Origin of the sequence: Rhodopirellula sp. UBA1907, from assembly GCF_002337565.1 — a bacterium.
Lineage (GTDB): Bacteria > Planctomycetota > Planctomycetia > Pirellulales > Pirellulaceae > Rhodopirellula > Rhodopirellula europaea.
In genome coordinates this window covers 1-22,601 of record NZ_DDGH01000078.1, presented here as the reverse complement: position 1 = coordinate 22,601, position 22,601 = coordinate 1, and the positions used below count along the sequence as shown (strand labels likewise).

Annotated in this window: 15 protein-coding genes and 1 pseudogene; 8 read left to right on the top strand and 8 right to left on the bottom strand. The window is 53.8% G+C overall.

Annotation, left to right across the window (positions count from 1 at the left end; all coding sequences use genetic code 11):
• Positions 1-17 precede the first annotated feature (17 nt).
• The 3 genes from B2R17_RS16710 to B2R17_RS16700 all read left to right on the top strand — a co-directional run bounded on the left by B2R17_RS16710 (position 18) and on the right by B2R17_RS16700 (position 3,580).
• Positions 18-1,169 (top strand): DUF1254 domain-containing protein, encoded by a 1,152-nt coding sequence (locus B2R17_RS16710; protein WP_286764880.1) that lies wholly within the window; start codon positions 18-20, stop codon positions 1,167-1,169.
• A gap of 72 nt (positions 1,170-1,241) precedes the next feature.
• Positions 1,242-1,631, top strand: a complete 390-nt coding sequence (locus B2R17_RS16705) for a sulfatase-like hydrolase/transferase (RefSeq protein WP_286764878.1) — start codon at positions 1,242-1,244, stop codon at positions 1,629-1,631.
• Positions 1,613-3,580 carry a sulfatase-like hydrolase/transferase gene (locus B2R17_RS16700; protein WP_286764877.1) on the top strand — a complete coding sequence of 656 codons (1,968 nt, stop codon included), beginning with the start codon at positions 1,613-1,615 and terminating at the stop codon, positions 3,578-3,580. Before B2R17_RS16705 ends, B2R17_RS16700 begins: the two co-directional genes overlap by 19 nt.
• Positions 3,581-3,883: 303 nt before the next feature.
• Here the strand turns inward: B2R17_RS16700 and B2R17_RS16695 are convergent, their stop codons facing one another.
• From B2R17_RS16695 to B2R17_RS16685, 3 genes are all read right to left on the bottom strand, one after another.
• Positions 3,884-5,974: an amylo-alpha-1,6-glucosidase gene (locus tag B2R17_RS16695; protein ID WP_286764876.1), complete on the bottom strand. Its 2,091-nt coding sequence runs from the start codon at positions 5,972-5,974 to the stop codon at positions 3,884-3,886.
• Positions 5,971-7,608: an alpha-amylase family protein gene (locus tag B2R17_RS16690; RefSeq protein ID WP_008668997.1), complete on the bottom strand. Its 1,638-nt coding sequence runs from the start codon at positions 7,606-7,608 to the stop codon at positions 5,971-5,973. Before B2R17_RS16690 ends, B2R17_RS16695 begins: the two co-directional genes overlap by 4 nt.
• 2,085 nt (positions 7,609-9,693) lie before the next feature.
• Complete coding sequence (locus B2R17_RS16685; RefSeq protein WP_007340816.1) at positions 9,694-10,188, bottom strand: fasciclin domain-containing protein; 495 nt, start codon at positions 10,186-10,188, stop codon at positions 9,694-9,696.
• Positions 10,189-10,970: 782 nt separating this feature from the next.
• Here B2R17_RS16685 and B2R17_RS16680 point away from each other — a divergent pair.
• Positions 10,971-11,957 (top strand): hypothetical protein, encoded by a 987-nt coding sequence (locus B2R17_RS16680; protein WP_286764875.1) that lies wholly within the window; start codon positions 10,971-10,973, stop codon positions 11,955-11,957.
• A gap of 345 nt (positions 11,958-12,302) precedes the next feature.
• Here the strand turns inward: B2R17_RS16680 and B2R17_RS16675 are convergent, their stop codons facing one another.
• From B2R17_RS16675 to B2R17_RS16660, 4 genes and pseudogenes are all read right to left on the bottom strand, one after another.
• Positions 12,303-12,776, bottom strand: a complete 474-nt coding sequence (locus B2R17_RS16675) for a hypothetical protein (RefSeq protein WP_008665903.1) — start codon at positions 12,774-12,776, stop codon at positions 12,303-12,305.
• Positions 12,760-13,029 carry a hypothetical protein gene (locus tag B2R17_RS16670; RefSeq protein WP_286764874.1) on the bottom strand — a complete coding sequence of 90 codons (270 nt, stop codon included), beginning with the start codon at positions 13,027-13,029 and terminating at the stop codon, positions 12,760-12,762. The genes B2R17_RS16675 and B2R17_RS16670 overlap by 17 nt, the downstream gene beginning before the upstream one ends.
• A 133-nt stretch (positions 13,030-13,162) precedes the next feature.
• Positions 13,163-13,318: pseudogene (locus B2R17_RS16665) on the bottom strand (DUF2997 domain-containing protein); the annotation flags it as partial.
• A 3-nt stretch (positions 13,319-13,321) separates the two neighbouring features.
• Positions 13,322-13,684 (bottom strand): hypothetical protein, encoded by a 363-nt coding sequence (locus tag B2R17_RS16660; RefSeq protein WP_286764873.1) that lies wholly within the window; start codon positions 13,682-13,684, stop codon positions 13,322-13,324.
• Positions 13,685-14,003: 319 nt separating this feature from the next.
• Here B2R17_RS16660 and B2R17_RS16655 point away from each other — a divergent pair, with 319 nt between their 5' ends.
• The 4 genes from B2R17_RS16655 to B2R17_RS16640 are packed head-to-tail and all read left to right on the top strand — an operon-like array spanning position 14,004 to position 21,139.
• A complete protein-coding gene (locus B2R17_RS16655; protein WP_286764872.1) occupies positions 14,004-14,882 on the top strand; it encodes a hypothetical protein in 879 nt (292 codons plus the stop codon).
• Between the two features lie 43 nt (positions 14,883-14,925).
• Positions 14,926-16,833, top strand: coding sequence for a dynamin family protein (locus tag B2R17_RS16650; protein WP_349676996.1), 1,908 nt, complete (start codon positions 14,926-14,928; stop codon positions 16,831-16,833).
• A 5-nt stretch (positions 16,834-16,838) separates the two neighbouring features.
• Positions 16,839-18,527, top strand: coding sequence for a dynamin family protein (locus tag B2R17_RS16645; RefSeq protein ID WP_286764871.1), 1,689 nt, complete (start codon positions 16,839-16,841; stop codon positions 18,525-18,527).
• The gene (locus B2R17_RS16640; protein WP_286764870.1) at positions 18,527-21,139 is read left to right on the top strand and encodes an Hsp70 family protein; all 2,613 of its coding nucleotides are present in this window, start codon (positions 18,527-18,529) and stop codon (positions 21,137-21,139) included. The genes B2R17_RS16645 and B2R17_RS16640 overlap by 1 nt, the downstream gene beginning before the upstream one ends.
• Positions 21,140-21,961: 822 nt before the next feature.
• Here the strand turns inward: B2R17_RS16640 and B2R17_RS16635 are convergent.
• Positions 21,962-22,273, bottom strand: a complete 312-nt coding sequence (locus B2R17_RS16635; RefSeq protein WP_286764869.1) for a hypothetical protein — start codon at positions 22,271-22,273, stop codon at positions 21,962-21,964.
• Positions 22,274-22,601 lie beyond the last annotated feature (328 nt).

The window sequence follows — 22,601 nt, the reverse complement described above, 5'->3', positions numbered from 1 at the left end:
TTGGTGAATAATGCGGGATCAATCCTGGACAGCGTTCGGTCGCGTGTCCCAATCAGGATGTTGTTTACGGCCTGGGATTCTTGGACCTTGGGAAGGAGCCCGTTGTCCTGCAGGTGCCTGACTTTGGCGACCGCTTCTGGGTTTACGCGATCTACGATCAGCGAACGGACCAAGTCGGGCACCTCGGCAAACCGTACAACAGCGAGCCGGGTTTTTACTTGCTGACCGGTCCCAACTACGAAGGCGGAACACCCGAAGGATTCGTCGATGCCCTCCGTAGCCCTACCGATGTCGCCAACATCATCCCCAGGGTTTTCATGGACGACACGGAAGAAGATCGAGAAGCTATCCAGCCAGCCATCAATAACATCTCCGTGTACCCGCTAAGTGAATACACCGGAGAGGTGAAGGTGGTTGATTGGTCAAATGCTCCTTCGTTCGGCGAGGCGGCCTCGGGAGGCGAGACGAAATGGGTGAAGCCCCAAAAGTACTTCGATCAGCTGGAAATCGTGCTCGCTACGGTTGCACCGCAGCCTGGCGAAGAAGCTTTATACAGTCAATTTCGTGCGCTGTTGGCGGTCGCCAAGCGTGAGCCGAAAATCAAACAGTTGCTACACGACACGGCCGTCGAGATGGACGAGCAAATGATCGCTGACTTTTTGAATTGGAAGTACAACGGCAAGCCTGCAGGCAACAACTGGAATCGCTCGCAAAACAACGCACAGTGGGGTGTCGACTATCACAACCGTGTGAGCACATCGCGGTCGAACATTTTCGACAACCGTCCCAACGAAACGCAGTACTTCTACACCGACTTCACGACTGAAGGCCAAAAACTCGACGGCAATAACAACTACAAAATCTATTTCGCCGCCGGCGAGTTGCCGCCGGTCAATGGATTCTGGTCGCTGACGCTGTACGACAAGGAACACTTCTTTCACGACAACGATCTTGAGCGATACTCGCTGGGAACCAAGAACAAAACCTTGAAATACGGGGATGACGGTTCTCTAGTGCTTTATGCCGGTAGCAAAAGCCCAGGGGCTGACAAAAAAAGCAACTGGTTGCCAGCTCCGGATGACGTTTTCTCCCTCTACCTTCGAGCTTATTGGGGAAAAGAGGGAATCACAGAAGGAACCTGGAAGCCACCCATTGTTGAGAAGTATTGAGCGTTCGTTTGCTGTCTCTGCCGGTCAATCGTTTTTGTGCACTCCATAACTCCAGTCCAAACGGCCCAATCCATGCGTCATTTGCTAGCCATTGTTTTTTTGACTTTCATTCAAGTTTTGGGCTCTGCGCAGGAGAGCGATTGGCCGGATCGGAGTCGGCTGCCCATCGAGTTGTCGCCGTTCGAGGGCGAACTCGGGAATACATACAAACAAAGCCAGCCAGATTGGCCGCAACCTGTCAAAGCTCCGGAGGATGCGCCAAATGTTATTGTCATTCTCCTGGATGACGTTGGTTTCGGTCAGACCTCAACATTCGGCGGTCTGATTCCAACTCCCAATCTCGACAAGCTGGCTTCGGAAGGTCTGAAGTTCAACAGATTCCACACGACGGCAATCTGCGGACCGTCGCGTGCTGCCTTATTGACCGGACGAAACCACCATGAGTGCGGCAACGGTTTTTGATGGAATGGGCGACTGGATACCCCAACTATTCCACGATGCTTCCCAAGACAACGGCCACCATTGGCGAAGTTCTAAAAGGCAACGGCTACAACACGTGGTGGTACGGGAAGAATCACAACACCCCGGACTGGGAAACCACGGTAGCCGGTCCGTTTGATCGCTGGCCGACGGGAATGGGTTTTGAATACTTCTACGGGTTCAACGCTGGCGAAACGCACCAGTACTACCCCGTCATCTTTGAAAATACCACGCCCGTGGAGCCTGACAAAACTCCGGAAGAAGGCTACCACTTCATGTCCGACATGACGGCCAAGGCGATCGCTAGAATGAAGTTCTCCAAGTCGGTCGCGCCTGAGAAGCCTTTCTTCATGTACTTCGCCCCCGGTGCCATGCACGCCCCGCACCATGTGACGGCCGAGTGGCGTGAACCGTTCAAGGGCAAGTTCGACATGGGATGGGAGAAGTATCGTGAACTGGTCTACCAGAATCAGCTCGAGATGGGCATCATTCCCGACGGCACCGAACTGACGCCACGGCCGGATTGGGTCCCCGCTTGGGATAGCCTCAATGATGAACAGAAAAAGGTCTACGCTGCTCTGTTCGAAAACTTCGCTGGGTACTTTGCCTTCACGGACCATGAAGTTGGACGGCTTCTAGATGCAGTGAAGGAATTACCCGATGCCAAGAACACGCTTGTGATGTACATCGTCGGTGACAACGGCGCGTCATCGGAGGGAGGCCCCGATGGGACACTCAACGAGATCAAAAATTTGAACGGCTTGCCGACTGAGCTAGATGACGTCTTGAAGAACCTCGACAAACTGGGAGGTCCGGAAACGGAACCGCACTATCCAGTTGGCTGGGCGTGGGCCGGTAACACACCATTCCAATGGGTGAAGCAAGTCGCCTCGCACCTCGGTGGAACTCGCAACCCGATGGTTGTTTCATGGCCGGCGAAGATCGAGCACGATTCCAAACCGCGTGATGCGTTCTTGCACTTGGTCGACGTGGTACCAACGATCCTTGACGCTGCTGGAGTTCCGATGCCGGAATCGGTCAACGGTGTTGACCAAAAGCCGTTGGCCGGAAAATCGTTCCTCGACAGCTTCAACAACCCTGATTTTGAAGGGCGTAGCGAACAGTACTTCGAAGTGCTCAGCAACCGATCGATCTACGAAGAAGGTTGGAAGGCGAACGCGCAGCACACCCGTCCTTGGCGACAAGACCTCGCCCCAGGGAACTGGGACAAAGACCAATGGGAACTTTACAATCTGGAAAAGGATTTCTCCGAGGCGAACGACCTCGCGAGCAAAATGCCCGAGAAGCTGGCGGAAATGAAGCGCAAGTTCGACGCGGCAGCGGAGAAACACGATGTCTACCCGTTGGACGATCGCGGTGCAGCGAGACTTGCTACGCCCAAACCGCCGGTACCTGGTGCCGACGAAGATTCGTCGACTTATACATACTATCCCGGCGCAACGCGAATTGCCGAACCTGCAGCGCCTCCGATGAAGAACAGAAGCTGGACGCTTACCGCGAACATCAAGACGAAGGGAGAAAGCACCGAAGGCGTGATCATGGGTTTCGGCGGAGTCGCGGCGGGGATAACGCTTTACCTCGAGAAGGGCGTACCGGTATTCGACTACAACTTCTTTGAAGAGCACACGGTGTTGAAAGGACAATCGCCAGTTCCAGTTGGTGACGCAACGATCGAAGTGGACTTCGACTATCAGGGAGCCAAAGGAGAGGTGGGCAAAGACGCCAAGATCGCTCTGAAGGTCAACGGCGAAACGGTTGCCATGGGCGAAATGGAGGCGACCGTAGCTGCTCGCTTCGGGATCGATACCTTTGGCATCGGCGAAGACAGTGGCCAGCCTGTGACGGACGCCTATCAAGCACCGTTCAAGTTTTCTGCTCAGATCGAAACAGTGGTGATCGAACTGGAATAGACCCGACGAATCTGAGCATCGAGTTATTCCAGCCAACCGGTGCGCCACTCGCACCGAGAATGAAAGGCCGTCACGAAATTGGATCGGTACACCACCAAAGCTGCGTGAGCAGGCATGGACAGATGGATCCCATTGCGAAACGACTAGCTGGAATTGTTCTCACCACAATGACGCTTTCCATCGTGATTCACAGCAGTGCTGCATCGTTGATGACACAAAAAGTACGCGGAAGACAAGCATCCCCATACAACGACCGCCACCGCCTTTTTGTTATGCAATGCTTGGCTCGATCAATGTCTCACGTCAAGCGTTGTTGGCGGACTGTCTGGCAACCAACTGCTTGGCGATCAACATCTCACCGATCGACCAAGCCTGGGCGTTGCACCCCTTTGCTGCGTGCGGAGCATTGCCTTCGAAGATTTCGCTCAATTGTCCGATGCAACTTTCGCCCAAGTGCTCTTCCAGTCCGACAAGCCAGTCAGCAGCTACGTTGCCGCTATCAGGATTCGCTCGGCACCATGCTCTGACCATTGGCCCAATCAACCACGACCACACCGTGCCTTGGTGGTAGGCGGCATCCCGTTTGACAACGTCACCATGGTAGACGCCGTGATAATCCGGTGACGACATCGCGAGCGATCTCAATCCCAAAGGCGTCAACAAGTGTTCGACGCAAGAATCGATGACGTCATCCCAGTGCTTTCGACCGAGTACTGGATGAGTCAACGAAAGTGCAAACAACTGATTCGGCCGTAGCGATGCGTCATCGCCGCACTCGCCGTCGACGATGTCAAATAAATGGTTGCCCTCGGCGAACCAAAATCGTTCATTGAACGAGCGGTAGGTCTGATCCACTTGGTCACCAATCGAATCAAGTTGATCTGATGAACCGAATTGACGAAGCCATTCTGAATGGAGTTTGATTGCGTTGTACCAAAGCGCATTGATCTCAACCGCTTTGCCGCGTCGAGGTGTCACAACCCAGTCGCCGGCTTTGGCGTCCATCCATGTCAGTTGGACACCTTCCTCGCCCTGGATGAGCAAGCCATCACTTGGGTCGACTCGGATGCCAAACCGTGTGCCAGTTCGATGAGCGTCGACGATCTGCGAGAGTTTCGGCAGGAGCTGTTGGACGAGTTCATCGTCACCAGTCGCTCGTTGATATTCTGCGATTGCCTGGAAGAACCACAGCGTGGCGTCAGCGGTGTGGTACATCCCTTCTTGGCCACCCTCGGGGAACAAGTTCGGGATCAATCCATCACGCACGTAATCGGCAAACGTCAACAAAATGCTTTTGGCATCGTCGAATCGCCCCGTCGCCAAAGTCAATCCTGGCAGACTGATCATCGTATCGCGGCCCCAATCGGTGAACCAAGGGTACCCTGCGATGATGCTTCGCCGTACTGGCTCCTCGGTTCGCGGGTCACTATCGGGACGGTCGGCTTGGCGAGGGGCAGGAGCGATCACGAACTGATCCGCCGCCAATATCAATTCCGATGTGACGTCGTCGAAGGTCTGGCTGTCGATTTTGCAGGATGTCGCTTGCTCGAGCAAGCTGAGACGACGGTGACGCTCTGTTTCGAACACATCTGACGTTAGCAGGCGATCGACATCGTCCCAAGGATCCATCGAAGCGGTCACCAAGATTTCGGTGGCTTTCGCAACGTCCAGATTGAAAAAGCCATCACTGTGCAACGTTCCCATGTGGTCATAGCCACGTGATTGTTCAACACGGTAAAAGCAGCCAGGATCAGACACTGGATCGCAAACGTAGGATGGTTCACAACCATTAAAACGAATTCGCAACGGAGTAGCACATCGTTCAGCGGATACCTCGTACGACCGATCAAGCTCGACGGAACGGCAGCTCGCTTCACATGGCGTGTCGACGGAATCGTTGTGCCCACGAAACTGAACCATCGGCCTCAGGCGGAGTGTCAACGTTTCGCTGGGGTCTGAGCCTAAGTCAAGACGATAGCGAACACAGGCGGTTGAACTCCCATGAGGTAGCACCAATGCTTTCTCAATGGCAATCGAACCGATCCGGTATTGCCATACCGGGAGACCACCCTCAAGCCGGAAGCTTTCCAAAGCCGAGTCGCCGTGTATCTGAAGACCGTGCTCGACGGACTCCTTCCCCCACAGGCGACCGATCACTTCACCGTCGGCACCAACCACCTCTTCTCGTAGTTGGATCAATGACATCGTTCGCCCGAGCGGTGCGGGCAAGTTGGCGACCAGCAAACCATGATGCCGTCGTGTGGGCACGAACCCCAGACTCCCCATCGAGTAGCTTCCGTTTCCAGCCGTTAACAACCATTCGCGAGATACCAATTGCTGCTGTCGCTGGAGCGAGTCTTCAGAGAAGTCGACGTGTCGTAGTGGGAGATTCATGATGAGCCTCCATCGATTTGGAACCAACGGTAGCCGTACCCCTCGATATCGATTTCGCCATCGGTGTTGTTGATTGTTTCGTAATCGGCGTCAGACAACATCTCGGACATTTGCTTCTTCAGATCGACTGGCAAATCCAGCTCGATGCTCAGCGATGATTGCCCAAAGTTATGAACGGCCACGACGGTCTTGTCCCGCCAATCCAAGCGATGCGCCAGTACCTCGGTATTCCCCGTTTCAACGATCGACCACTTGCCGTATCCAAACGCCGGGTTTTCTTTGCGGACGCGGATCATGTGCTCGGTGACACTGAGCAACGATTCAGAGTCACGCTGTTGATCAGTGACGTTTACCTTTTTGTACGAAAATTCACCGCGGTGAATAATAGGACGCACCATGTCGCTGCGGTCAGCCTTGGTGAATCCACCACCTTTGTCGCTCTGCCACTGCATTGGTGTGCGAGTCGTGTTCCGTTCGTCCAGCGACAAGTCTTCGCCCATGCCGATTTCCTCGCCGTAACGCAGCACCGGAGTGCCAGGCATCGTCATCAGCAAGCTGTGTGAAAGCTTAAGCTGTCGCAGGTTGCCCTCAAGCATCGGTGCAAGTCGTCGGCGAATCCCGCGATCGTATATTCGCATGTTTTCGTCCGGAGCCCAAGCTTCGTACATCTCTTCCTGCTGGGATTTACTCAGGCGGCCCACCGGGAATTCGTCATGGTTTCGCAGGAAGTTTGCCCACTGGCAATTGTCAGGGATCGGTGGCGGCTGATACATGCCTTCTCGTACCGTCATCGCATTGCCCGACATCAGCGAATACATCAAGTGCTGGTTCAACATGAAATTAAACATCATGTGCAGTTTGTCGCCGTTGCCGTAGTACTTCGGCACTTCCTCCATTCCGACGTTGGCTTCGGCCAGCAGAATCGCATCGCCCTTGACCCAACTGAGATAGTCACGGAACTCACGCAGGTACTCGTACGGTTGATCCACGTTGGCACTGTCCATGTGCTTCAGCTCGATGAGAAACGGAACCGCGTCGACGCGAAACCCTGACACACCAAGCTGCAGCCAGAACGCCATGATCTTGCGAATCTCGTCGCGAACCTCCGGGTTACCGATGTTCAGTTCAGCTTGGTGTTCGTAAAAGCGGTGGAAGTAATATTCCTTTCGCTTGCGGTCGTACGTCCAGGTCGTCTCTTGATATCCAGGAAACACCAGGAAGCCGTCCGCGTTCTCCGGCTTGTTTTTCTTCCAAATGTAGTAGTCACGGTACGGTGAATCCTCACTCGATCGGGATGACTGAAACCAGGGGTGATTGATCGACGTGTGATTGACGACCAAATCAATGATTACTCGGATGCCACGCTGTTGCGCCGCCCGAATGAAATCGACGAAGTCACCCAGGTCACCCAACCGCGGATCGACGTCGTAGTAGTCCTCCACGTCGTAACCGTTGTCGCGATTTGGCGTCGGATAGAAAGGAGCCAACCAAAGGCAGGTAACACCAAGGCCAGCGAGGTAGTCCAACCGCTGAGTCAATCCGACGAAGTCGCCGATGCCGTCATCGTTGCTGTCCTGGAACGTTTCAACATCCAAGTTGTAGAGGACCGCGTTTTTGTACCAGTACTGAAGCAAAGGATATCCCGAGATTGAAGTTGACGGCCGAGTTGAATCTCATCGGTCACCCAACGAGATCGCGGACCGAGTCCGATCGGCCGCTAATTTGCCTCCACCCGAGCAAACCCTATGCCACGAACGCGGCGGAGGATGCACCTCGCAATCGACTCTGCATCCATCAAATGTCATCGGTCGTTTGCCAACCAACTTGTTCGCCACGCGGGTGCGGTCTAAGAACAACCGAGCTACTGCAAGCTTGTATCGATGCCGGGCGATTGAAGACTGGCATCGGCATAGTCAATCCACAAATGAACGGATCCAACAGTATCCTGACATTGCCCCGTTCAGACGTCCGTTGCCACTATTCAGACTCGCTCACTTCTTCCTCGTGATTTCAAGGAAAGTTGCTTCTTCCAGATCGGACGTCAGTAAGTTGTCATTCGCATGCCCATGATCATGCCTTGTCGGCCCAGAGCCTTGCGACAACGAGTCGGCTCAGTTGGCTGCGAACCAATGTCCAGATTATGAGTTCACGCTAGAGAGAAGCAAGGCGAACAGCTTGGTCTCTTTGCATCGCATCGTGTGCGAATCACTCTGCCGCTTGAGATGAAAAACCCGAGGCATTCCGGTCGCGACTTTCCTTTTCGATCATCTTCGCGATGGCCAACGGCAGGAGTCTGGTTCCATTTTGGGTTGATGCGACACGTTGGCCACCGTCTCACGGCGCTAGGGTCCTCTTGGTGGCAACTGAGCTCGGGCCACTCACCGGGGCAGATTTGCAGGTGGCCGCCAACGATTCCACGCATGCCATCCGCGATACCCATTGGCGGTCCGAACTTCAAGCGTTTCGTCTCGATGTGAAGATGAAGTACGACCGTCGGCCGCAGCGTCTCGAAGACGTCGTCGAGCGGTTGACAGGGGTTGCGTGTTGCTATCGTGTCTCGAGCACGAAGGCAATTGGTTTGATGTCTGCCCGCACAAGGGCTTCTCATTAAGCCAAGGTTCGCACATTTTCACGAGCGGTGCCTTTCCGGTGCCTGGATTGCCCCTTCCAGTACACCGGATTGGCATCTGCCCCACTCATATCATGGGGTACAGAATCACCCATGCACCGAAAAATCATTGCGTAAATTGAGCACCGCTCCAGTTCGTGTTTTTGTCGGGTAATGCCCGATCACAATGCCGAAGTGCGGAAGATTCCCCGACATCCAACGATTGCTTTGCGAATGCGATTGTCGGTTTCGAGCGTCCGGCCGACTCGCTGGCGATGTGAAGATCGGTCGAATCTGACCGCAAGGATTCACATCGGCGGAGGGCTCGGACGAAATAGTTTGTGAGGCTATCTACTCCAACCTAGGCGGCATCAGACCACTCAGTCGCCAATGCAAATATCGTGTTGCTGCTCCACTTGAAAAGGCAACGCCGACTCAGTAACTGCCCGTTTGTGCCCCAAGTCAAGTACCAAGTCGGCGATGCCGCTGTTGGTGCTATCGACTTGATTCCGGTCTGACTGCATGGGGGATTTCCCTAGGCCTAGGACCGAGCTTAAAACTAGCGTGCCCCGCTGGCTGAGTGCCCCTCGCCAGCGAGACCCGGCGGGAACCGGAATAGCTCCCGCCGGGTCACCATTTATTGCGAGGAAAAGTGTCTAGCAGGCTGGAAGCAGTCCGAATGAAAAGCCCGGTTCTTCCGTGACGCAATACGGCTCGCCGAAAAAACTCGCAATCGCCCTGCGGTTTTCCGCAGTGACTTTCGCGTCTTCTGTTCGGGGCATCTCAGCTAGGCGGTATTTTGCTGATGGCGTTGCCCGCATGCCGTAGGCTTCACCTTTCTTGGCCCCGGCACGTTTTCGTAGGCCGCTTTCGCTGGCAGTTTGCACACGGTGTTCGTCGACGTAGAAGCCGTGATCATAAGCGGCTCAGACGGAGGACTTTGTTGCAGAGGTGAAAAATGAAATGCTGCCTGACGGAACCCTTTGGTGAAGTAGCGTCGGTTACTCCTGGCGTTCAACCTGCTTACTTGTGGCACAAACAAAAATAGCCCGCCGTTTTCGACGAGCTACTTGAGTTTCAATTCGTGGCCGCTGCATGCACCGGTGACAGCTTATTTGCTAGGCGGCAAGAGGACCGAGTCAATCACGTGGATGATGCCGTTGCTGGTCATCACGTCCGTTTTCACGACCTTGGTTTTGTCGTTCAGCATTACGGTTCCGTCCTTGACTTCGATGCTGACTTCTCCGCCCAAGGTTTCAGCTGATTCCAGAGTCACAACGGTCTTTGCGGGCACCTTTCCCGATACGACGTGGTACTTCAAGATCGCAACCAACTGATCTTTGTTTTCTGGTTTCAGTAGGCTTTGCAGTGTGCCTTCGGGCAGCTTTTCAAATGCTTCGTCAGTCGGGGCAAACACCGTGAATGGGCCTTCACCACTCAGTGTTTCCACCAAACCGCCTGCCTTCACCGCGGCGACCAGCGTGTTGAACTTCGCCGAAACCGCGGTCTCAACAATGTTCTTCTTAGCGGCTTCGTTGTGATGGTCCGCTTGCACTGTTGCGGGCAAGACGAACAGAGCCAGTGCAGCCAGAATAATCTTCTTCATCGTGAAATCCTAAGTATCGAACATGATGTGGGAACTCGAGCTTGAAAGAAGCAATCCAACGACGGCCGTGGCCGAATTACCCCACTCGATTGGCTGATTCTCGAATCGATCGACTGTACAACTTCGACAAGCGATCTACCAAAGATTCATTGAGATGGTTCGTCGACTTGCCAACGAGCACGAGTTTCAAGTTCGCTCTAATGAGCACAAATGCTTAGCGTTTGGGGCCACTTCTACTGAGCTCGAAGCACGGGCAAAACGGACCATCTTCATCACGGAAAGAAGGGAAATAATCGCTTCGGCCCGAGTCTCTGAACCACGACAAGATTTCCTCAATGACGCCCTACCCGCCGCGCCGATGATCAATGTGCTGGTTCCACGTTGCAATCCACCGCCGAGCAGTTCATCCAGTTCAGGAACGCCCCCCGATACCGCACCGTGATCGAACTTCGCATGGTGCTCACCCAAGCTCGCCGCGCATTCCACTGACGACGATTGGTGATTAGCTGATATCGACGGTCGCTTTTCTGACCAACCCCGAAAATGCTTCGGATGCGCGGCTCTCACCCATCGAATTGCGACGAATCAAGCAGACAGATCGCTTGATGACCGGACGCTCGACGCGAACGGCGTGTAGCTTTCGTTTTGACAAGGCAAGGTGCGGAAGGATGGCCGCCGGACCGCCCGATTCGACAACGCCGAGACAACCCTCCACCGAGGTCATCTCGATTGCAACCGTTGGCCTGCTCGATCCCGTTCGGATCAACCGTGACGGCGTCCTCTTGGACGGCAGATGTCGGCTGTGCGCACTGCATGTGCTTGGAATCCCAATATCCGAAGACCAGATTGAGACCTCCGATCTCGACCCATGGAAGGTAGCATCGTCGAACGAAGCCAGACGGCATCTGACGAAGGGGCAAAAGAATATGGTGGCAGCTAAACGCTTGGAGGTAGAACGCCAAGCCGGCAGGAAACGACAAAGCGAGGGTGCCAAGAAAGCCAACAAGCGTCGCACAAACCCAGTTGCAACGGACTCCGTTGCAACTGGGCGGAATGCGCCAGTACTTGATACGGTGGCGAAATCAGAAGGCCTATCTCGTGAGGAGCTGCGGCTTGCGGAATTGCTTTGCAAGAATGAGCCGGAGCTCGCCAAGCAGGTTGAGAATGGAGAAATGGACTGGAACACCGCGATCGAAAAGTGTGGTCTCAAAGCACCGAAACCAAAGAGGGCTAAGAAGAAGCCGAAATCAGCGCGGCGGGAGGAACGCAACGCAAAGCCGACCGAACGTCCGGTAGCCAGCGGCCTATCACCAGATGAGCTCAGTACCCTGCGCCACCTCTCTGACCAACTGTGCAAACAAGCCGCGGGCAACGAACTACCCAAGGTCATCCGTGACTACCTGAGGGAGTGTGACGCCGAGGATCGTCCTGACTATCACCCAAGCATGGAAGAGATGGCCGTGTACTGCCAGTGCGACAATGATCTGCTTCATGATGTCGCTTGGGCAGAACACGATGAGCTTGATTTCAACACGGTAGGCGTGATTCTCGCTCTCGCTGGCGTCTATCCAGCCTGCAATGCAGTTGGCCTGACCGAAACGCGGATCACCCGTGCTGAAAAAGCAGCGAAGTGGCTCGAAATTGATCCCGATAACGATGTGCAACTTTTGACCCACCTGACTCGAGGAATCGTTAGTCAAATCGGTACGTGTCAGCAGTGGGCAGGGAACGGGGGTGCAAATGCCCTCAAAAGTACACCTGGGTCGTGACACGTTTTGGATGATTTGAGTGCTGGGGCTTCAGAGTGAGGGGTGGAAATTCGCAAATTCCATCCTTCACCACGGTGGTCATCTCCACCGATCAGCCAATGAATTCCGTCCTTCTTTGCAAGTGCAACATCAACGTCGAATCGTCCATTGAAGAAACATCACGTGTTTTGCGGTGGCAAACGAACATCAAGCGTTTAGGACATCCGCGTTATCCGGTCACGCCAAGCATTCAAAACCACTGGAACCGAGCTGATCGCAGCCGAAGCTCTGGGGGCTAAGAAAAACGCTGCCATGCCCACCGTCCGGGAACGATGGGTATGGCAGATTTGACTGGCCTGGCGATTGCTAGTGAACCAATTGATCCTTGAGCTTGCCGATCAGTTCGCTAGCTTGCTTCAGTGTCAGATGCTGCGGCGAGGAGACGCCGTAGACCTCGTCCAAGTGAGAAGCCAGTCGCGTGTTGGTCTTCGACGCGATCGCATGGATCGCTCGCACCTGAGCTTCCGTTGCCGGACGCGGATCCGGCCCCGATCGTGCGTGGCTCTTGAAATGCCTGTTTTCGACATTGCCATCCGGTCTGCTTGCAAGCTCCCGGTCAACCTGTCGCCGACACACCGCGAAGGCTTGTTGCAAGCGATCCGAGAGCCGTCCGGCGTCCGCATTCACTTCATCGTCGATGTCGATTTCCATCTGGTAGGTCGCGGCAGAATTGCCATCACCAGGCTGACCATCTTGGCGAGTCAAGCTCACCGTCAATCGTGTCGTCATGTCCGTGTCCTTGTTGGTGTCAGAGAGTTTGGTTTCAGGGAGGTGAATCACTGTCGGGCAAAAGCCAGTGACAATGGAGCCATTCGATCTCGGCCTCAATCGCTTCCGAGCGGAGAGCGAAGGGGCCAAGCACGGGGCCGCCAACCGGTGAGAGGTCAGCGGTCCATTGACCATTCATCGTGGGTTCAACGTGGGAGCCTCGTTCGATGTGAACGTGCCCCAGTTGTCGCAGATCAAACGACTCGTCGTAGATCATTCGCAACTCACCTTGTTGCCCCACGACGATCTCGGTTGAGCAACGCATCAGCGTGATCGTCTCAGGATGCTTCGGCGTGGACGCTCGGTCATCCAGCCCTCCAGCGAAGCTTCCACCCGCGAGAGTTCGGTCGCCACGCGTTGACGAAGCTCCGATTGCTCTCGCAGTTGTTGCGGCACGCCGTCTGGTGAAACTCCGCCTTGAGTCGTTCGCTCTGGCGATCTCCCAAGGCGTGCTCGAGAAACTCGCTGGCTTGCCGGCATGAACTGCCGGAGAAGCCGGTGGTCTCGACTTTGGTGGAACCATCGGGAGCGACGAGCACTTGAATGATCTTCATGGCTCAGGCTCCCAGTTGGATCGACAGCTGGATGTTGCCATCGCGGAGCGGTCGCTCGGTGATGGAGTAACCCTTGCGGCGAGCTTCCAACTTGGTCTTCTCGACCGCGTAGGCCTGAAGGAACTGATCGAGTTCTCTCTGGTTGCCCCAGTAACCCTGATAGTTGTCAAACTTCGACTCCCCGGTCTTCAGATCGAAGACCACCGGGTAACGCCACTTGGCAAGCTGAACCGCCAAACCTGAAACGGTCTGGCTGAACAGCTTCACCTCTCCTTCGACCGGCTCGTCCAATCCCAGTCGATCGCAAGCCTTCCGGACCGCTGCTGCGTCCCTAATTTGCGTCACAATCGCTACCACGTGAGACATGCCTCAATCTCCCTGCGTACAAAAGTGCTGGTGGCAACGCTGCCACCTTCACCTCTATGTAGCGCAGGATGGGGCCACAATTTAGCCGTTGTTGAGCTTCCAAATTCATGGCGACAACACGATCGGTACTCGACAAAAATCCCGAATATCCAGCACACCAATGCAGTCGATTCGACGACGCACTGCCCCCTAGCGAAAAGCAAATCGATGCCCACCATAAACGAGGCAGGCAAAAACATGCTGATGCCAGTGTCCTCTGGTGAAACGAGTGACTATCTTTTGGGCGAGTTAAGAGAGCCAGTTCCAGAAAGGGTCAATAATGTTTGAAGACATCGATTCGCCAGGCGACTACAGCCCCATGTTCGACAACAGCTTCGGGGCGCATGAAGTCCCTGCCTTCGAGAACCTGGCGGCAGACAATTTTGCGGATGACGCCGCATGTTGGTCACAGCAAACAACGGATTTTACGTGTGCTGTCGTGTCGCAAAAGATGATATTGCAGCAGTTCGGCATTGAGGTCAGCGAGTCCCAACTTGTGTACGAAGCGACCAGTGGCGGGTTTCTGACGTCCGAAGGAAGTGCGATGGAGGACTGTGGCCGATTGCTTGAATCGCACGGCGTGGCGACGCACCAATCGTTCGGCGTCGATGGGTTGGTGCGCGAGCTTTCTCAGGGGCATAAAGTCATCGTCGGTGTTGACAGCGGCGAACTCTGGGGCACGGACTGGGCAATCGAAGATTTTTTTCAGGGAGGGCAAGCCGACCACGCTTTGGTCGTCAACGGCCTAGATCTGTCTGATCCAGACAATCCGCAAGCCGTATTGAACGATCCCGGTCATCCAAACGGTGCGGGAGTGCGTGTTCCCTTGGATCAGTTCCTGGACGCATGGAGCGATTCCGGACAGTTCTACGTCGCCACCGATGAAGCCCCGCCTGAACTATCAAGCGATCCCTTGATTGGCACAGGTTTCAGGTCAGAAGCCGGGATGTACATGGATGCCGGGTACTGGGAACGCTTCGTCGAAGCGAGAGGTGTCTTGTTTGGTCAACTTGTGCAAAACATGGATGACGTGTCGATGCGGTTCATGACCGACGGAGCGGCTCGCGATGCGTACATCGGTGCGGTCGTCAACAGCGTCACGGGAACCATCAGCGAAATGACCAACGAAGATCGTGACGATTTGCTGCGGGAAATCTGAGGCCGCAACTCAATTTTGAATCGAAGAAGCACGGGATGATTGAATGAATCAAGTAGTCCAGACCAAACCAGACTTGAAGAGTGTTGTCAAGGAAGCGGCGATGGCCGTGCTGCCGTTGGCAGAGGGGCTTGTCGATCAACGGCAGCTCGATGATCTCGTCTCGGATCTCCGTCGATTAAACCGAGGAATCTTTCGCTTGGTCGTGATGGGTGAAATTAAAAAAGGGAAAAGCTCATTCATCAACGCATTGCTCGGTGAGCCCGAATTGCTTCCCACTTCATCGGACATCGCAACATCGACTGTCTTTAAACTGATTTACGGCCCCGAGAAGAAACACAAAATATTCTTCCTGCCTGACCCTGAATCAGGTGTTGCCTTCCCGCCAAAGGAAGTGAGTGCTGACGAATTGGTTCAGTATGGAACCGAAAACGGTAATCCGGGAAACGAGAAACGAGTTGATTTCATTGGAATTGAACTGCCCAATCCGTTGCTCGAATCAGGCTTGGTCATCGTTGACACTCCGGGTGTCGGCGGACTGTTCAAAGCCCACCGAGACATCACTTGGCGGTTCGCTCCGAACGCCGATGGAATCATCTTCGTTCTCGATTCGGTCGAATCTGTTATCAGTGCGGATGAGATTGGATTCCTGAAGGATCTGACATCCAAGTACACAAAGCGATTGTTCTTCGTGCAAACGAAAATTGACAACGCAAGTACGGAGTTGTGGCAAGGCTGGCAATCACGAAACAAGTCGATTCTCGAGACCGAAGTTGGTTTGGGCGCGTCGAAGCTATTCTACTTTCCGCTCAGCGCCAAACTGAAGAACGCAGCAGACAAATCGAACAATCTGAAACGGTTGCAACGTTCTGGCTATCTGCCACTGGTTCACTTCTTACAAGGCAAGTTGATCCCAGCCAAGGAAGACGAGATTGCGAAAGTTGTCTGTCGGAAACTGCAAACAATTGCCGTGAAACTCCGTACGGAGTTTGCCTCTAAGCTCCTTGTTGCTCGCGACTCAACGTCAACTGAATTAGCCCAGATCGAAACGGAACGAAGAGCCAAAATTTCAGAGTTCCAAGAGTGGGAGCAACGTCAACTTCAGCCGGCGTTGGCAAGCGCGACGTCTTTGCTCGCCCGGCACCGGCGAGATGCTCTTGATCGAATTGATGAGGTGCTGAATCCGAACGGACAGCTACTCCTCGAATATGTCGATCACATCAAACAATTAACAGGTAAGGAGATTCACGCACAAGCGTCGGTCATTCAACAAGACTTCATGGAGCGTTGCGGCGTTGCGCTCAAGATTGTCTTTGACAATTTCGTTGCTCAATACTCAGAAGTCTGCAAAGAAGTAGCTTTAAAACTCAGCATTGACAATGAGACTCCCGAATATTCGTCAGCCTCGGACGCGTTTGAAGGCCCCGTTTTCCGAACGGCTGATGAACTAGATGTCGTTTCAATGACAAGTTTTGATGCGATGCGGACGGGCTCTCTCGGTGGAAGTGCCGCCGCGGGGCTCGCAACCTTCGCAATATCTATTGCCTCTTTGGCCTTTCCTCCGTTGACAGGATTTACAATCATTGCCGCATTGGGCGCGGGAATGTGGGGGGGTAGCAAAGCGCTCGAGTCCGCCAAAAAACAGGAAAAGATTCAGCTAATCAACAATTTGCGAATGGTGTTGGGGCAGCAGCTCAGCCAGATTAGGCGTTCGGTTATACGGCGTTTCGATGACAGTGCTGAGGAGTGCTCGTCGTCGTTGCAAGTAATCTTTGAGTCGGCTGCTAAGCAAACGAAAGCTGACCTAGACCGTCATTTGGCCGAGGCAAAAGCAGCCGGTTCACGTACCAAGGATGAAGCGAAAGCCGTGGTGAATGAACTGGAGAAGAAGTCTCGAGTCGTTCAGTCGGCACTTGCGAGAATTAAAGCATACACCACCCCGCAGGGATCTTGATGGGCGTGCATGTTTTCGATTTTGCAGATATCCAGCCAGTTGTTGATTCATTCTGCGAAAAAATCCCCAGACTACTTGCCGAGCATTCGGTCACTGCCGACTTGGTCAGTCGTGTTGTCAATCTAGGCGAGCAAGCCTCCAGTCCGTTCACCGTCGCGGTCGTCGGCCAGATGCGAGTGGGCAAAAGCTCGCTGATCAACGCGTTGCTTGAAAAAGATCTCGCTCAAACTGGCGTGACGGAAACCACGGCAACGATCAATTGGATACGGCATGGTGACGATCCATCGGTTGTTCGTGTTCACTGGAAAGAGAAGCCAGCCGAGTTGATCCATCGCGAAGCTCTTCAAGATTGGTCTGGCGACTCGTCCAAAGCAGCGAATACCCGATTCATCGAGTTGTTCGATGATGCCGCGTTCTTGAAGGTCGCCAGTATCGTCGACACTCCGGGACTTCGCAGCGTCATTGACTCTCACGAACACGCCACGAACGAATTCCTTGGGATGAAGTGTGACTCGGAAAGCCGACAACTTGGTAGCCAAGCGGACGCGATTGTTTATGTGCTGATGCCGGTTGCGAGAGAAAAAGACGATGCGTTCTTGGCAACTTTTTGCGATCAAACCCAACTCCCCGGTTCGTCCAGCTTTAACAGTCTGGCTGTACTGCACAAATGGGAAACGCTCGAATCGGATGACCAAGTCACGGCCGGCAACGAGAAAGCGCAAAGGATCGCCAAGGCGTTGGGCGAAAGCGTATCGTGCGTCATCCCGGTCAGCGCTCCGCTGGCCCGTGCCGCTCAATGCCTGGATGCGTCGCATTGGGATAGTCTTGTTCGCTTGGCAGCGACACCGGAAAATATCTTGACGGATGATCTGCTTTGGTCCGATGCCGATTTCGTAGACGAACATTCTGAGTGTACGCTCTCGAGTAGCGAACGCGAAGAGTTACTTGGCCTTGGGTTGCCGTGGCCATCACTCAAGCTAATTATCACGCTAGCCTTCAGAGAAAAACCATCCGACGGCGAGTCGCTTCGGGAGTTGGTGAATGCCACCGGGCGAATTGGATTTCTTCGCTCAGAGCTTGATCGAAGGTTCTTTGCCCGAAGCCGCTCACTCAAGTTGCTCAGCACCGTGGCGAAAGCGTGGGAACCATGCCGCCTCGCGGAAATCCGTTTACGCAACAAGCGGAAAGATGTCGGGGACTTGCTGGTAAGTTCCGAAGGATTGCTCGCCGTGTTGCAGGATCGCATCCAAGCAGGTGATGACGACCTTTCCGACGTTCGGCGTTATGTGAGCACGACACAGGATGCTCTCCGCCGCGAACATAAGTCGTTGACCTCCGTGCTCCAGCAGATCAGTCACGAAGCAAGCACGCTCAAGTCAATCTACGAGGACTTTAGCGGTGATTTGGCCGGGCTCGAGTGGCTGGGCTCAGATGCCGCAAAACCACTGTCCGAACCGCTCCATAATTTGATGGGCCGACTGTTCGGTCGAAGTGGTGTTTCCGCAGTAGATCGGGCTCCAAGGATGGCTGAGGGCGATGCTGAAATGATCGATGCGATTGAACGAAACCTTGATTTAGTCACTGACGCGAGAACCCGCAGCAAAGGTGAGGCAAAGCAGATTCTTGGTCACGCCGCCGAACGTCTGGAACAACTTGCCAACCACTACGAGAATATAGAACAGGAATCTCGCTGATGAAATCCGGCCCGCGTCTCGCGATCGACTTCGGTACCACTCGAACGAAGGTGGCGTTCTACGATGCTGAACGTGAAGAGGCAAAACTGGTTGAGTTGGGGATCGCACAACGCGAAATCGTTCCATCGGTCTTCTATGTGCCGAAGAAAGACGCTGGTGAGATTCTCGTTGGCGATGACGCGTTGGCGCAACTCGACGTTGATCCAGCGGGAATCGTTCGAGAGATCAAACGCGAAATCGACAAACTAGGGAAAAAACGCTGCGGTGCCGGACGACTTGCACCCACCCGAATTGAACTCGCCGCCGAATTACTAGGAGTAGTTCGTCGAAGATGCGAGGAAGGCGTCTTTCACGGGCAGACGATCGACAAATGCACGCTGACGGTTCCCGTGTCGTTCACCGAGAGCCAGCGAGGCAAGTTAGTCGAAGCAGCGAATCTTGCCGGGTTCAACGATGTTCGCCTGATGGACGAGCCGACCGCTGCCGCTCGGGCGTGGGTCGAGAAACAAGGGGAACGGTTCGGCGACCATGTTATTGTCGTTGACATTGGTGGCGGCACCACGGATTTCTCGGTCGTCGAATGGACCAACAACCGTTTTTCACCGCACAGCAGCGTGCTGCCGGACGGTTTTCTGCAAGGTGGCAACGACATTGATGACCACGCTTGCGATGAATTGCTGGCCGAGCAGGATGAAGAAGACGAAGAAACCGTCTTACGTCTTAAAGACAGCTTCTTGGTCAAGTTGCGAAGCGTCAAAGAGCAGTTCACGCGAGGCTTGAAGCGGCAAAGCGTTTCTGCTGGTTCGGCCAAAATAGAAATTGATCCAAACGTATTTCGAGCAGCCGAAACCGAGTTTGTCAATCGCCTGTGTGACGAGCTTCAAGCGTTCTTTGAGAAGTGCAAACATGCCGGCATTGATTCGCCAGTCGTGTTGCTCGTTGGTGGGGCGTCTCGCATTACAGGACTCGCCGACATGCTCAACGAAATCTGCCCCCGCGAAGTGTTTACATGGGAATCAGCCGATTTCGCCACCGTCCTTGGTGCGGTCGATTATCCCGGAAACGAAACGGGGTTTGAAAGTGTGAAACAACGAAAAGCCCAAGCCAGCTATATCGAGGCATTGAAGGCAGCCAACGCGGACGAAAAAATAACTTCACCGGAATTCACGTATCTGACTTCCCGACGAATTCAACTCGGTCTCGATGAATTAGTTGCACAGACCCTCGAGCGACAAGTTCTCGGAGCAACACTCGGTGACTTAGAGGTCGTCGATGCCGACGTAGCTTCGGTCGTACCGGCGGAAGAGACGGTTCTATTTCAGGTGGAGAATTTGATTCGTGAAAGCGAATTTGATCAAGCAATCGAGCAATTGCAGATTCAACTTGACATGGACGCTAACGTGCCCCAGTACCAACTCCTCAAAGCTACCGCGTACTTCGAGCAGCGGCGGTTTGCGCTGGCAAGCTCAGCGGCGAATGTGGTGATCAAACTCTCTTCAAATGAGCCGAAAGCGTATTTCATTCGTGGCGTCAGTCGCTTTTTTCTAGGCGACTTCGTCAATGCAAAAATGGATCTATCGAAAAGCCAGGAATCCGACAAACTATCCGACGATGCTCAGTTCTATTTAAGTTCACTTGAATATCAGATGAACGATCGGGTCGCAGCATTTATGCGACTCGGATTGATGCTTTCGAAAGACGAATCAACAATTCCCAAGAGTCGATTCATCGCCGCCACTTCAGCAGCAGCATACATCGCAGTGGTTTGTGAAATTAAAGACCAAGCCGTAGCGTTGGTTGAGTCAACTATCTCGGCGGTTACGCCACTTCAAAGCGAACCATCAGTTCTCGGCGACGCGGTGACGGACCTGAAGCTCTTCTTCGCGGATTCATACGCCAATTTCGAGAGTCGTTTCTGTAGTGAATTCGCACCCGTGCAACATCAAACCGCAAGAAAGAAACTTCTCAACGACGAGACTGTCCGATGCCCGGATTGCCAACTCCACTCAACCTACGATGGTGAGTTTTGCTCTCATTGCAAGCAGGGGAGCGGGGATATCCTTGAAGCCGCGATTCTCGACGGAAAACTACTGAATCCCACCGCAGCAACCCTATTCGAAGCGAACCAGATTGTTTCGGCAAATGAAGAGGAATTGGCGCGAAACTTTGTTCGCTCGTGTTGCCGTTCCGGACTTTCAGTGCGATGCATTGAACGATTCGGAAATCCAAAAAGACTCAAAGCCGCCTTGAGCGAGGTGGCCTTGCTATCGCGAACAACGGATGTATCGGCCGAAGACATGGATGGTCTACTCGCAACCTTGCTATCCAACGTTTCGGTCGACATTCGAACGCTGCGTGAGGAAGCAAATGTTCGAAAAGTTGACTCATTGGTCAGGAAACTAACTCCCACCCTCACCGTGAGTGAAGACCACGGTGCCGTTTTTAATTGCATCGAAATCAAAAACGAGTCGTGTTTTGCAGTGCATGATGTTTGTGTAGTGGCGTTGGTTTTGCGGGCTGATGATAGCAAACAACAGGTAACCCGCCTTGTCGACAAATTGGACGCTTTGGAATCTCATCGTTGGGAAACCGTGTTCGAAGACCCGGGCTAGTTCGGAGGAAACATCACGTCTGTTTCTTTAGAAACTTCCTGCCGGGAGAGCTGATGCAAGCGAGTCTAGCCCTTTGATCGCTTCTCAATCCAAGCCATCAACGACCGCCAAGCCGGTCGACTAGCCATCGTCTGAGGTCTTCATTGCGGTCGACCCGCAATAGTCTGGTGTGCTAGACAGGGAACTTGTCGTACACCGCCCAGTCGTCGTGCCCGAAGATTCCCGACCAGTCACCAGTTGTGATCTACCGCACGACCAGCTCGTCGGCTGATAATGCACCCCGCGGAATGGACTTCCTCTACGATCCGCACCGACTGAACGTGGCGACCAGCCGATCGAAATCCATGACCATCATGGTCGCATCGCCAACGCTGTTTCACCCATGATGCACCACGCCCAATCAAAAGAAGCTGGGGCATGCATTCTGCCGATTTGGGAAACTGGCAGAGCCGATCACCAAGTCATCGTTTGAGTGGTGAACTAGCACGTCGATACACAGCCGAGCTTCATGTGCAACGGACACTCGGGGCTCAACAGTCGCAGGAATTGAGAGACCATCGTCCGCGCAACAGGACGCACTGCTCGAGGGTGTCTCAAAACGTAAGGGCCACCAATTTTCTTGGTTGCGAAGCGAAGTGGAATCAGCAGTTCTTGGTGCGCCGTGGCAGTGTTTTGCGACTCTCGTAAGCGACACTTCAACTAGCGGTTTTGAGCATTTCCAACGCTGATGATTTGAATGTCCTTGCCGGACACTTGAATTCAAGCCGACTGATCGCATTTCCATCTGTTCAAATGCGGGGTAAGCACGGCTCTGAAAGCCACCTAGAATTCATCCTCTTCTAGGCTGGCTTCGTCCATGTCGATAAATCCACCTGCCACGGACAAGCCAAGAGCATCCTTTGCTCGCGCCCTCAGTTCGTTCACTGTCGGACCATCGCCGTCGATTTCCTCGTATCCAAAAAAAAGAATTCTGGTTCCCGAATCAAACACGGTTCGCGGATTCTCGAGGCCATTTTCTTCAGATTCCGGCGCGAAAGTGAAGACGCGTTCGCCGTTCTCGTCTACCCTTAAAGCCATCTGTACCGGTGGCGGCAAGACACCATTCAGTAGTTTCTGCAGCGAAGGCTCGTGCATGTGGGGTAGAAGTCCTGCAAGTCTCTCGCTTTCGAGCCAAGCAACAGCTCTTTGGCCTAGCTTTTCGAGTTCTTCAGGACTAGTCGATTCTTTGACGAACGAGTGGAATTGAACGGAGGGTGTACCCATCGTTGAACTGATCCTCAAAGTTATGAATTAGTACAAAGTACTGACAGCAGGATCGTCGAGGGTCAAAAGAACTCTCAACTACCTGCGTCACATTACACGGAAAAATTGCAAGTGCTACGGACCTGCTTTGCGGTTGTGATGTCATATTGATACAACCCGCAAATCGCGTTCGTCGTACTTAGAACCTATCCGAGAACCG